Genomic DNA, 13389 nt, shown 5'->3' with positions numbered 1-13389 from the left:
CGAGACGCCCCGGCTCATCCCCCACACGGGCCCGGCACCGAAGCGGCGCCGGCCCGTGGCGGATGTCGTTTCCGTCACCTCAGCAGTACGCCCGCGCCCTCCCCCGTGGCAACCGTCGGCAGGGCGAGCAGCCCCATCTCCGCTCCGGTCGCGAGGAGTTGGTGGGCCGGCAGGATACGGACCGTATAGCCGTAGGGACCCGTGCGGTCGAGGGCCAGTGGGCCCTCGTACAGCCAGTGGCCCTCCAGGTCCGGGCCGCCGGCCGGCTTGAGGGCCACGGTCCGTGCCTGGGCGATGCGGTCCTGTGCGTCGACCCGGCCGGACACCGCCTGCACCTCCACGTCGTCCGGCCGCAGGGCCCCGAGTGCCACCTGTACCCGCAGTTCAAGGGTGGAACCGAGCTCGGCGGTGCCGTTGGGCGTGGTCGCTGCGACGGCCTCCACATGGTCGACGTGGACGTCCGGCCAGGCGGCCCGCACCCTCGCCTTCCATTCCGCCAACTCCCGTGCCGGGTCGGGCCCGAGTGCCCGGTGGGCGAGCGCGGCGGGCGCGTAGAGCCGCTCCACGTACTCACGCACCATCCGCCCCGCCAGCACCTTCGGGCCCAGCGTGGCCAGGGTGGAGCGGACCATTCCCACCCAGCGTTCGGGCAGCCCGGCGGAGTCGCGGTCGTAGAAGCGCGGCACCACCCGGTCCTCGATCAGTTCGTACAGCGCGGCGGACTCCAGCTCGTCGCGCCGGTCCTCGTCCGTCCCGGACCCGTCGGCCGTGGGGATCGCCCAGCCGAAGTCGGGCTCGAACCACTCGTCCCACCAGCCGTCGAGCACCGAGAGGTTGAGGCAGCCGTTGAGTGCCGCCTTCATCCCGGACGTCCCGCACGCCTCCAGCGGGCGGAGCGGGTTGTTCAGCCACACGTCGCAGCCCGGGTAGAGCCGCTCGGCCATCGCCATCCCGTAGTCCGGCAGGAAGACGATGCGGTGGCGCACCCGGGGATCGTCCGCGAAGCGCACCAGCTCCTGCACCAGCCGTTTCCCGCCGTCGTCGGCCGGATGGGCCTTGCCCGCGACGACGATCTGGATCGGCCTGGTGGGGTGCAGCAGCAGGTCCGTCAGCCGGTCGCGGTCGCGCAGCATCAGGGTGAGGCGCTTGTACGAGGGGACACGCCGGGCGAATCCGATGGTCAGGACCGAGGGGTCCAACACGCCCTCGATCCATCCGAGTTCGGCCTCGGAGGCCCCGCGTCCACGCCAGGAGGCGTGCAGCCGGGTCCGTACTTCGCCGACCAACTGCTCACGCAGGGTCCGGCGCAGTTCCCAGATGTCGGCATCCGTGATCCGGGCGGCATCGTCCCAGGCCTCCGGCCCGTCCAGCGGGCCCGCCTGGCCGATGTCGCCCGCCTGGCCGATGTCGCCAGTGTCACCGGTGTGGCCGGTGTGGCCCACGCCCCGGACCTGTCCGGTCGGTCCGCCGGGCCCGGCAGCGGCCCCGCCGGTTCCGGCAGCGGCCGGCCGGGCGGATCCCAGCCGGGTGACCTCGGGCGCCACCCAGGTCGGGGCGTGCACCCCGTTGGTGATCGAGGTGATCGGCACCTCGTCGGGGTCGAATCCCGGCCACAGTCCGGCGAACATCTCCCGGCTGACGGCGCCGTGCAGGGTGGAGACCCCGTTGGCACGCTGGGCCAGCCGCAGTCCCATCACCGCCATGTTGAAGAGATTCGGTTCGCCGCCCGGGTAGCTCTCCGTGCCGAGTTGCAGGACGCGCACCGGGTCGACGCCCGGCAGTTCGCCGTCGTCCCCGAAGTGCCGGGCGACGAGCTCGCGGTCGAACCGGTCGATTCCGGCCGGTACGGGGGTGTGGGTGGTGAAGACGGTCCCGGCGCGCACGGCTTCCAGTCCCGCGTCGAAGTCCAGTCCCGCACCCGCGAGTTCACGGATGCGCTCCAGACCGAGGAACCCGGCGTGCCCCTCGTTGGTGTGGAACACCTCGGGGTCGGGGTGCCCGGTGAGACGGCAGTACGTGCGCAGCGCCCGCACCCCGCCGATACCCAGCAGCATCTCCTGGAGCAGCCGGTGCTCGCTGCCGCCGCCGTACAGCCGGTCGGTGACACCGCGCTCTCCCGGCTCGTTCTCCTCGACGTCGGAGTCGAGCATCAGCAGCGGGACCCGGCCGACCCGCGCCTGCCAGATGTGCGCCCTGAGTGAGCGTCCGCCGGGAAGCGTGAGGGAGATCTGGCAGGGTGAGCCGTCGCGCTCACGCAGCAGGCTCACCGGCAGTTCGTCCGGGTCGAGCACCGGATAGTGCTCCTGCTGCCAGCCGTCGCGCGAGAGGGACTGGCGGAAGTAGCCGTGCCGGTAGAGCAGACCGACCGCGATGAGTGGTACGCCCAGGTCGCTTGCGGCCTTCAGATGGTCACCGGCGAGGATGCCGAGGCCGCCGGAGTACTGCGGGAGCGCAGCGGTCACACCGAACTCGGGTGAGAAGTAGCCGATGGCAGCGGGCAGCCCGGCGGGCTGTTCCTGGTACCAGCGCGGTCCGTGCAGATAGGTGTCGAGGTCGGCGGCGGCTTCGGTCAGTGCGCGCAGGAAGTCCGGATCGGCGGCCAGCTCGGCGAGCCGTGCGGCGGACACCGATCCGAGCACCTGAACAGGGTCACCACCGGCCGGCAACCGGCCGTCGGGGTCGACTCTTCTGAACAGGTCCCGGGTCCCGGCGTGCCAGGACCAGCGGAGATTGCGGGCGAGCTCACCCAGCGGGAGCAGCGGCTCGGGGAGGACGGGGCGGACGGTGAATCGACGAATGGCCTTCACGTGCTCCACCTTCGCAGGGGATGTGCGCATCCGAGGGGACGCACAGCGGTGTGCGTCCGCGCTTCACCCCCGAAGGTAGCCGCGGTCACCACCCGCAACCACGGCGCGCAGGCGCGGGCGGCGAGCGCCACGCGTGCGCCGGTCTGACCCGCCCACCGGCCGGCCGCCGTTCCCCGGCGGGACGACATGGCCGATTTCGCCCCCTCCGGCGGGCTTGTGCGTCTTCGCCCGGCGGAGAAGGCTGCACCGTGACAGGCGTCCCCGCGGCGGGCCCACCCGGTCCTCCGTACTGCCCCGGGCCGCACCGCCGTCCGTGGTACCCGGGCGGCCCGGACCCGCCGCGACGCGCGACAGACCCGGTCCTTGCCCTGCACATTACGCACGAGTACTTAACTCAGGAGCCGGATTGCCCGCCCGCGATGCGGGGGAAGGCTCCACCGGCACCTACCTGAGCACACCCCCAGTGAACGCGGACAGGAGCAGCCATGCCCGCAGCCCGCCGGCCATCATCGGACAAGCCGACCAAGGGAGAACTCCCGAAGGTCCTGAAGCCCCCGAAGCGGCCCCCCACCGATACGCTGATCGGCCGTATCCCGGTACTCGATGTGCAGCCGCGCGTCGAGGGCGGGCGGTGGCCCGCGAAGGCGGTGACCGGTGAGACCTTCCAGGTCACGGCCACCGTCTTCCGCGAGGGCCACGACGCGGTGGCGGCCGGTGTGGTGCTGCGCGGTCCGCGCGGCCGTACGGGTCCGTGGACGCCGATGCGCGAGCTGGCCCCGGGCACCGACCGCTGGGGCGCCGACGTCACGCCGGACGCCGAGGGCCGGTGGACCTACGCCGTCGAGGCGTGGAGCGACCCCGTCGCGACCTGGCTGCACACCGCGCACATCAAGATTCCCGCGGGCATCGACGAGGAACTGGTGCTGGCCGAGGGCGCCGAGCTGTACGCGCGAGCGGCGGCCGGGGTACCGAGGGGCAGGGGGCGCACCGCGGTACTCGCGGTGGCGGCCGCGCTGCGCGACGCCGAGGCGCCCGCCGCGGAACGCCTCGCCGCCGCCGAAGCGCCCGACGCCGTGGCGGCCCTGGCCCGGCATCCGCTGCGTGAGCTGGTCAGCTCCTCGGAGCCGCTGCCGCTGCTCGTCGAGCGGGAACGAGCGCTCTACGGCTCCTGGTACGAGCTGTTCCCGCGCTCCGAGGGCGCCGTGGTCGAGGAGGGGAAGCCCGCGGTCAGCGGTACTTTCCGGACAGCGGCGAAACGTCTCTCCGCGGTGGCGGCCATGGGTTTCGACGTGGTCTATCTGCCGCCCGTCCACCCCATCGGTACCACCCACCGCAAGGGCCCCAACAACGCGCTGACCGCGGGCCCCGACGATGTCGGCGTGCCGTGGGCCATCGGCTCACCGGCCGGTGGCCACGACGCCGTCCACCCGGACCTCGGCACCCTGGAGGACTTCGACGACTTCGTGGGACGCGCCCGTGAGCTGGGGCTGGAGATCGCGCTGGATTTCGCGCTCCAGTGCTCGCCCGACCACCCCTGGGTGCGGCAGCACCCGGAGTGGTTCCACCACCGGGCGGACGGCACCATCGCGTACGCGGAGAACCCGCCGAAGAAGTACCAGGACATCTACCCGATCGCCTTCGACCGGGACATGGACGGCCTGGTGACGGAGACCGTGCGCGTCCTGCGCTTCTGGATGGAGCACGGCGTACGCATCTTCCGGGTGGACAATCCACACACCAAGCCGGTGGTCTTCTGGGAGCGGGTCATCGCCGCCGTCAACGGCCCGGACCCGGACGTGGTCTTCCTGGCCGAGGCGTTCACCCGGCCCGCGATGATGCGGACCCTGGGCGCCATCGGTTTCCAGCAGTCCTACACGTACTTCACCTGGCGCACCACCAAGCAGGAACTCACCGACTACGTCACCGAGCTGGCCGGGGAGTCCGCCGCGTACATGCGGCCCAACTTCTTCGTGAACACGCCGGACATCCTGCACGGCTACCTCCAGGACGGCGGCCGGCCGGCCTTCGAGGTGCGTGCGGTGCTCGCCGCGACGACGGCTCCGTCCTGGGGTGTGTACGCCGGGTACGAGCTGTGCGAGAACGCCACGGCCAGGCCGGGCAGCGAAGACTACCTCGACTCGGAGAAGTACCAACTGCGGCCCCGCGACTGGGACTCCGCCGAGCGGGAGGGCCGGTCCATCGCCCCCCTGATCACCACGCTCAACGAGGCGCGGCGGCGTCATCCGGCGCTGCGGCAACTGCGCTCGGTGCACTTCCACCACACCGACAACGACGCGGTGCTCGCCTACTCCAAAACGGCCGACGGCGAGACCGGTTCGAACACGATTCTCGTTGTCGTCAACCTTGACCCGCACCACACCCAGGAGGCCACGGTCTCGTTGGACATGCCGGATCTCGGCCTGGAATGGCACGAATCCGTCCCGGTGCGCGACGAGCTCACCGGTGAGACCTATCACTGGGGCAGGGCCAACTATGTGCGTCTGGAGCCGGGCAGCACGCCCGCGCACCTTCTGGTCCTGCGACCGTCCCCGCCGATCGGAGGGTCACCCACATCATGATCGTCAACGATCCCGTCCATGACAAATTCGCGGACACGCCTGCCAAGGACCGCGACCCCGACTGGTTCAAACGCGCGGTCTTCTACGAGGTCCTGGTCCGTTCGTTCCAGGACAGCAACGGAGACGGCGTAGGCGACCTCAAGGGCATCACCGCCAAGCTGGACTATCTCCAATGGCTGGGCGTCGACTGCCTCTGGCTGCCACCGTTCTTCAAGTCACCGCTGCGCGACGGGGGTTACGACGTCGCGGACTACACGTCCGTGCTGCCGGAGTTCGGCGACCTCGCCGACTTCGTCGAGTTCGTGGACGCCGCGCATCAGCGCGGTATGCGCGTGATCATCGACTTCGTGATGAACCACACGAGCGATCAGCACGAGTGGTTCCAGGAGTCGCGCAAGGACCCGGAGGGGCCGTACGGCGACTACTACGTCTGGGCCGACGACGACAAACAGTTCCCGGACGCCCGGATCATCTTCGTCGACACGGAGACGTCCAACTGGACCTTCGACCCGGTGCGCAAGCAGTACTACTGGCACCGGTTCTTCTCCCACCAGCCGGACCTCAACTACGAGAACCCGGTGGTGCAGGAGGAGATCATCTCGGCGCTGCGCTTCTGGCTCGACCTGGGCATCGACGGCTTCCGCCTCGACGCGGTCCCGTACCTCTACCAGGTCGAGGGCACCAACTGCGAGAACCTGCCGCAGACCCACGCGTTCATGAAGCGGGTCCGGGCCGAGATCGACGCCGACTACCCGGACACGGTGCTGCTCGCCGAGGCCAACCAGTGGCCGGAGGACGTCGTCGACTACTTCGGCGACTTCAAGAAGGGCGGCGACGAGTGCCACATGGCATTCCACTTCCCGGTGATGCCGCGCATCTTCATGGCCGTACGGCGGGAGTCCCGCTACCCCGTCTCGGAGATCCTGGCCAAGACCCCGGCCATCCCGGAGAACGCCCAGTGGGGCATCTTCCTGCGCAACCACGACGAGTTGACGCTGGAAATGGTCACGGACGAAGAGCGCGACTACATGTACGCGGAGTACGCCAAGGATCCACGGATGCGGGCCAACATCGGCATCCGGCGGCGGCTCGCGCCGCTGCTGGACAACGACCGCAACCAGATCGAGCTGTTCACCGCGCTGCTGCTCTCGCTGCCGGGCTCCCCGATCCTCTATTACGGGGACGAGATCGGGATGGGCGACAACATCTGGCTCGGTGACCGGGACGCGGTCCGTACGCCCATGCAGTGGACACCGGACCGCAACGCGGGCTTCTCGTCCTGCGACCCCGGGCGGCTCTACCTCCCGACGATCATGGATCCGGTCTACGGCTACCAGGTGACGAACGTCGAGGCCTCGATGGCCTCGCCCGCCTCGCTGCTGCACTGGACCCGCCGGATGATCGAGATCCGCAAGCAGAATCCGGCCTTCGGCCTCGGCTCGTACACCGAGCTGTCCTCGTCCAACCCCGCCGTGCTCGCCTTCCTGCGCGAGTACAAGGACGACCTGGTGCTGTGCGTGCACAACTTCTCGCGGTTCGCGCAGCCGACGGAGCTGGATCTGCACTCCTTCACCGGACGCCGTCCGGTGGAGCTGATCGGTGGTGTGCGCTTCCCCGCCATCGGTGAACTGCCGTATCTGCTCACCCTCGCAGGGCACGGCTTCTACTGGTTCCGGCTGCGCAAGGACGCCCTCCTGAAGTGACGGCCGGCCCGGCGCGGGGCGGTTTCCGCCGTCCCGCGCCGGGCACCCTCCCTCTCACCACCCGGCCCAATCGGCTCGTAGTCCATTTGGACCATCCTCACCCGCACCGTCCCGCACAGCCGGATTCCCGCCCTCCTAGCGTTCAGCATGGGGGGCTGACCCACGCAATCCGGGACACTCTGCGCATAGTGTGGTGTGCCCGGGAAAGGACGCGATGCCATGTCCAAGGCTGCATCCACCCGGAACACCTCGCGCTCCGCCGGGGCGTCCGGCCCGCTCGGCCTCCTCGCCTCGCTCACCCCACTGCTGCACGAGTGGCTGCCCCGGCAGCGCTGGTTCGCGGGCAAGGGCCGTCCTGTCAGCGCCTTCAGCCTGGTCTCCGCCACCGAACTGCTGCCGGTGGGCGCGGCCCCGGGGCTGCTGCACCTGCTCGTCCGGGCCCAGCAGGAGCCGTCCGCCGGCTCCGGGCCCACCGGTGACTGCTACCAGTTACTGCTCGGCGTACGGACCTCGCTGCCGCCCCGGCTCGCCGCCGCGCTGCTCGGCCGCGCCGCCGCCGGACCGCTGGCCGGACTCGTCGTGTACGACGCGCTGCTCGACCCGCGGCTGACCGCGCTGCTGCTGGAGCGGCTGCGCGCGCCCGGCCGCCTCGGGGCGCTGCGCTTCGACCGTGATCCGGCGGTGGTGATCCCCGCCGGACTGGTCGCGCGCCCGCTCGGCGCCGAGCAGTCCAACACCTCTCTGGTCTACGGCGATACGTTCATCCTGAAGGTCTTCCGCCGGGTCCACCCGGGCTCCAACCCGGACCTGGAGCTGCCGCTCGCGCTGGCCCAGGCAGGCTGCGCCCGGGTACCCGCGCCGGTCGCCTGGTACGAGACCACCGAGCCCGAACCCGCCACGCTCGGGGTGCTCCAGCCGTTCCTGTTCGGCTCCGAGGACGGCTGGCAGCTGGCCCTGCACGCGCTCGCCGACGGGCACGACTTCACCGCGGGCGCCCACGCGCTGGGCCGGGCCACCGCCGAGGTGCACGGCACGCTGGCGTCCGCGCTGCCCACCGCCGTACTGCGCAAGCGGCAGATACAGCGCCTCGCCGCCGAGATGACGGAGCGTCTGGAGACGACGGCCCGAGCGGTGCCCGCGCTCGCTCCCTACGCCGCCGGGCTGCGCACCGCCTTCGACGCCCTCGCCGACCTGGGGCACGCGGGCCGCGTCTGGGCCGCCCAGCGGATCCACGGCGATCTGCATCTCGGCCAGAGCCTGCGGGCCAGGGACGGCGAGTGGTCGGTCATCGACTTCGAGGGTGAACCGGCCCGCCCGCTCGCCGAACGCACCCGCCCGCAGCCGGTGGTCCGCGACGTCGCGGGGATGCTCCGCTCGTTCGACTACGCGGCCCGCTCGCACCGCCCCTGGTCCCCGCAGTGGGCCACCGGCTGCCGGGACGCGTACTGCGAGGGGTACGCCGCCGTCTCCGGCGCCGATCCGCGTGCCGAGCCGGAGCTGCTGCGCGCGTACGAGACCGACAAGGCGGTGTACGAGGTCCTCTACGAGGCCAGGAACCGCCCCGACTGGCTGCCCGTCCCGATGGCCGCGATCAAGCGGCTCTCCACCCCCTTCCCCACCCGTGCGCCGAAGCTGCCGAGGAGGCCGCCCCAGTGACCGCCCGTCCCCCGTCCCGCACCCCGTCGCCCGCCGAACCCGAACCCGGCTCCCCCGCTCCCGCCGCCGTCCTGCCCTCCCAGCCGAGCGGCGGGGTGCGTCCCGCCGGGGCGCTGGGCGCCGACGACCGGGAGCGGCTGCTCGGCGGCGGCCACCACGACCCGCACTCCCTGCTCGGCGCCCATCCGGTGGCCGGCGGGATCGCGGTCCGGGTCCTGCGGCCGTACGCGCAGTCCGTGACCGTCCTCGCCAAGGGGCTGCGGGCTGAACTGCACGACGACGGCCAGGGATTCTTCTCCGGTCTGCTGCCGCTGCGGGCCGTCCCCGCGTACTCGCTGCTGCTCACGTACGACAACGACGAGACCGAGGTCCACGACCCCTACCGCTTCCTGCCCACCCTCGGTGAGCTGGATCTGCACCTGATCGGCGAGGGCCGTCACGAGGAGCTGTGGAAGGCGCTCGGCGCCCGGCCGATGACCGTCCAGGGGGTGACGGGCACCCGCTTCACCGTGTGGGCGCCGAACGCACGGGGGGTGCGGGTCAGCGGTGACTTCAACTACTGGGACGGCACGGCGTATCCGATGCGTTCGCTCGGTTCGTCCGGGATCTGGGAGCTGTTCCTGCCCGGCGTGGGCGAGGGCGCGCTGTACAAGTTCGACCTGATGCGCCCGGACGGCAGCCACACCCTGCGCGCCGACCCGATGGCCCGGCGCACCGAGGTGCCGCCCGCCACCGCTTCGATCGTGACGGACGCGCACCACGTCTGGCAGGACGGCGCGTGGATGGCCCACCGCGCGGACCGCCCGGTGCACGCGGCGCCCTTCTCGGTGTACGAGGTCCATCTGCCGTCCTGGCGACCGGGCCTGACGTACCGTCAACTGGCCACGCAGCTTCCGGCGTACGTGCAGGACCTGGGCTTCACCCATGTGGAGCTGATGCCGGTCTCCGAGCATCCGTTCGGCGGCTCCTGGGGATACCAGGTCACCGGTTTCTACGCGCCGACGGCCCGGATGGGCACGCCCGACGACTTCCGGTACCTGGTGGACGCGCTGCACCGGGCGGGCATCGGCGTCCTGATGGACTGGGTCCCCGCGCACTTCCCGAAGGACGACTGGGCGCTGGCGCAGTTCGACGGCCGGCCGCTGTACGAGCACCCGGACCCGGCCCGCGCCGAGCACCCCGACTGGGGCACCCTGGAATTCGACTACGGGCGCACCGAGGTCCGTAACTTCCTTGTCGCCAACGCCACTTACTGGTGCGAGGAGTTCCACATCGACGGGCTGCGGGTGGATGCCGTCGCCTCGATGCTCTACCTCGACTACTCCCGCGAGTACGGCCAGTGGTCGCCGAACGAGCACGGCGGCCGGGAGAACCTGGACGCGGTGGCCTTCCTCCAGGAGATGAACGCGACGGTCTACCGGCGCAACCCCGGTGTCGTCACGGTGGCCGAGGAGTCGACGGCCTGGGACGGCGTCACCCGCGCCACCGACCTGGTCGGACCGGGGGGCTTCGGCGGGCTCGGCTTCGGGCTGAAGTGGAACATGGGGTGGATGCACGACTCCCTGGAGTACGTCGCCAAGGAGCCGGTGCACCGCAAGTACCACCACAACGAGATGACGTTCTCGATGGTGTACGCGTTCAGCGAGAACTACGTGCTGCCCATCTCGCACGACGAGGTGGTGCACGGCAAACAGGCGCTGGTCTCGAAGATGCCGGGCGACTGGTGGCAGCAGCGGGCCACGCACCGTGCGTACCTGGGCTTCATGTGGGCCCACCCCGGCAAGCAACTCCTCTTCATGGGACAGGAGTTCGCCCAGGGAGCGGAGTGGTCGGAGGCGCACGGGCCGGACTGGTGGCTGCTCGACCCCTCGTACCCGGCGGCGCACGACCACCGCGGGGTACGGGACCTGGTCCGTGATCTGAACGCGGTGTACGCGGCGGCCCCGGCGCTGTGGCAGCGGGACACCGACCCGGGCGGCTTCGACTGGGTGGCGGGTGACGCGGCGGAGGACAACGTCTTCGCCTTCCTGCGCTACGACGCGCACGGCGCCCCGCTGCTCTCCGTCTCCAACTTCTCGCCGGTGGTACGGCACGAGTACCGCCTGGGCGTGCCGGATGCGGTGCCGGAGTGGCAGGAGGTGCTCAATACCGACACCGGGCTGTACGGCGGCGGTGACATCCGCAACACGGACCCGCTGAAGCCCGAGGCGGTGGCCTCCCACGGGCGGGCGTCGAGCATCCAGCTGACGCTGCCGCCGCTGGCGACCGTGTGGTTCAGGCCGGTCTGAACCACCCGCCGGGCCCGCGCGCTCGCACCCTCGGGGGCGGAGCCGCGGGCCCGTTCGCGTCCTACCCGGCCAGCCCTTCGGGCAGGTCGCCGGTGTGCACCAGACCCAGCGCCTGGGTGGCCCGGGTCAGCGCGACGTAGAGGTCGTTGGTGCCGCGCGGAGACCCCGAGACGATCGACTGCGGCTCGACGACGATCACCGTGTCGAACTCCAGGCCCTTCGCCTGGCGTGGCGTGATCAGCACGACCTCGCTGGTCAGATCGGGGGCGAGGCCGTGCCCGGCGCCCGGGAGACGGTCCAGCAGCGCGCCGTGCAGCTCGGCCGGCGCGATGACCGCGAGCCTGCCCTGCGCATGCCGCGCCCCGGCGACCGCCTCGGCGACCGCGTGCGGCAGGTCGTCGGTCCGCCGCGACCACGGGTGCACCCCGGTGGAACGGATCGAGCGGGGAGGCTCGAAGGCGGGGTCGCCGGCCTTCGAGCGCGCGGCGCTCAGGAACGCCGCCGCCCGGTCCATGATCTCTTCGGGGGTGCGGTAGTTGATGCCGAGCCGCACGTGCTCGTAGCGGTCCTCGACGTACGGGGCGAGCATCGCGTCCCAGTCGCCGACGCCACCCGGTTCGGCGGTCTGGGCCGGGTCGCCGACCAGCGTCATCGAGCGGGTCGGGGAGCGGCGCATCAGCAGCCGCCACACCATCGGGGAGAGCTCCTGCGCCTCGTCGACGATGATGTGGCCGAAGGCCCAGGTGCGGTCGGCGGCGGCGCGTTCGGCGGCGCTGCGGTAGTCCGCCTCCTCGTGGCGCTCGGCCATCCGCTCGGCGTCGATGATGTCGTGCGCGGCGAGGAGTTCGGACTCCTCGTCCTCGAACTCGTACGACTCCGAGCCCTGCGAGAGGTCGAGCACTCCCTGGGCGAAGGCGACCTGTTCCTGGCGGGCGGCCTCCGCGGCGGCGCGTGCGGCGGAATCGTCCTCGCCGAGGAGCTCGGCGGCCTCGTCGAGCAGCGGGACATCGGCGGGTGTCCAGTCGCCGCCCTTGCGGCGGATCACTTCCGCGTCGGCGTCCGGCAGGTGCACCGGGTCGGACAGGAAGTCGGCCAGCAGTTCCTTCGGCGTGAGCTGCGGCCACAACTCGTCGATGGCGGCGTGCACTTCGGGGCTGGCGGCGATGGCCTTGCCGAGCTGGGCGAGGTCGTCGGGGCCCAGGAAGTTGGGCCCGCCGTAGGGGTCGGCGCCGAGCCGGTCGGCCAGTTGGGCGGTCAGCTCGTCGATGATCCGGAACGCGAAGCGCGGGCGGGCCAGGTTGTGCGGCAGCCCGGTGGCGCGGGCCGCCTCGCGCGCCACGTCCGCGATCGTCCAGTCGAGCAGCAGGTCGCCGTCGTCGTGGGCGATGGTGCGGGGCTCGCCGGGCTCCGGCGTGCGCTGGAGGTCCTGTACGAACGCGGCCAGCGCTCCGGCCATCTCCGTACGCCCCTTGACTGCGGCTGCCTCCGGGGTGTCCGTACCGGTGGCGGTCACCCCGGGGAAGAGCTCTCCCGGGGTGGCGAGCAGGACGCCCGTCTCGCCGAGCGAGGGCAGCACCTCGCCGATGTAGCCGAGGAAGGCCGGGTTGGGGCCGACGATCAGGACGGCCCGGCGGGCGAGCTGGTCCCGGTGCGCATACAGCAGATAGGCGGCACGGTGCAGCGCGACCGCGGTCTTGCCGGTGCCGGGGCCGCCCTCGACGACGAGGACGCCGTGGTGCGGGGCGCGGATGATCTCGTCCTGTTCGGCCTGGATGGTCTGCACGATGTCGTGCATCCGGCCGGTGCGCGCGGAGTCCAGCGCCGCGAGCAGCACGGCGTCGGCGTCGGTCCCCTCGTGGCCGGTCCGCTCGGGGTCGGAGAGGTCGAGGATCTCGTCGTGGAGCGCGGTGACGGTGCGCCCCTGCGTGGTGAGGTGACGGCGGCGGCGCAGGCCCATCGGGGAATGCCCGGTCGCGAGATAGAAGGGGCGCGCGGCCCGCGCCCGCCAGTCGATCACCAGCGGGGTGCGTTCGTCGTTCTCGTCGGCCTCCTCGCGGATTCCGATGCGGCCGATGTGATGGCGGGTGCCGTCGGTGAAATCGATCCGCCCGAAGCAGAGCCCGGATTCCACCGAATTCAGCGCACTGAGCAGCCCGGACTGTTCGGCGACCAGCACATCGCGCTCGACGCGCGCCTGGAGCCCCTTGCCCACCTGGGCGAACGAGCCCTGGACGGCGGCTTCGGCACGCTCACGGAGCGCGTCCAGACGCTCGTAGAGCCGTGAGACGAATTGCTGTTCATGCTGCAATTCCTCGGTTGACAATTCAGCTCCTGACGCGGTACGGTGTCTACATAA

Annotated in this window: 6 protein-coding genes; 4 read left to right on the top strand and 2 right to left on the bottom strand. The window is 71.4% G+C overall.

All coding sequences use genetic code 11. From position 1 onward, the window contains the following. Positions 1-74: 74 nt before the first annotated feature. The gene (gene glgP, locus OG709_RS25680; RefSeq protein ID WP_329167740.1) at positions 75-2807 is read right to left on the bottom strand and encodes an alpha-glucan family phosphorylase; all 2733 of its coding nucleotides are present in this window, start codon (positions 2805-2807) and stop codon (positions 75-77) included. Between the two features lie 578 nt (positions 2808-3385). Between glgP and OG709_RS25675 the strand changes: the two genes are divergently transcribed. From OG709_RS25675 to glgB, 4 genes are all read left to right on the top strand, one after another. Beyond that, entirely contained in the window at positions 3386-5386 is a 2001-nt protein-coding gene (locus OG709_RS25675) for an alpha-1,4-glucan--maltose-1-phosphate maltosyltransferase (RefSeq protein WP_266644872.1), read from the top strand. Further along, positions 5383-7089: a maltose alpha-D-glucosyltransferase gene (gene treS / locus OG709_RS25670; RefSeq protein WP_250297740.1), complete on the top strand. Its 1707-nt coding sequence runs from the start codon at positions 5383-5385 to the stop codon at positions 7087-7089. The genes OG709_RS25675 and treS overlap by 4 nt, the downstream gene beginning before the upstream one ends. 219 nt (positions 7090-7308) lie before the next feature. Beyond that, positions 7309-8745, top strand: a complete 1437-nt coding sequence (locus tag OG709_RS25665; protein WP_329167739.1) for a maltokinase N-terminal cap-like domain-containing protein — start codon at positions 7309-7311, stop codon at positions 8743-8745. Positions 8746-8816: 71 nt separating this feature from the next. After that, a complete protein-coding gene (gene glgB / locus OG709_RS25660) occupies positions 8817-11033 on the top strand; it encodes a 1,4-alpha-glucan branching enzyme (protein WP_250298011.1) in 2217 nt (738 codons plus the stop codon). Between the two features lie 61 nt (positions 11034-11094). On the opposite strand, the gene OG709_RS25655 is transcribed toward glgB, so the two are convergent. Further along, positions 11095-13356, bottom strand: coding sequence for a HelD family protein (locus OG709_RS25655; RefSeq protein ID WP_250297742.1), 2262 nt, complete (start codon positions 13354-13356; stop codon positions 11095-11097). Positions 13357-13389: the final 33 nt, after the last annotated feature.

Origin of the sequence: Streptomyces sp. NBC_01267 (assembly GCF_036241575.1) — a bacterium.
In the GTDB taxonomy this organism is placed as follows: domain Bacteria; phylum Actinomycetota; class Actinomycetes; order Streptomycetales; family Streptomycetaceae; genus Streptomyces.
Note: the sequence above shows the minus strand (reverse complement) of the source record. Positions and strands in the feature narration are given on the sequence as shown.

Excerpts from the sequence above, each read along its gene's own strand:
- OG709_RS25665 (WP_329167739.1), top strand. The coding sequence starts at position 7,309 with ATGTCCAAGGCTGCATCCACCCGGAACACCTCGCGCTCCGCCGGGGCG.
- treS (WP_250297740.1), top strand. The coding sequence starts at position 5,383 with ATGATCGTCAACGATCCCGTCCATGACAAATTCGCGGACACGCCTGCC.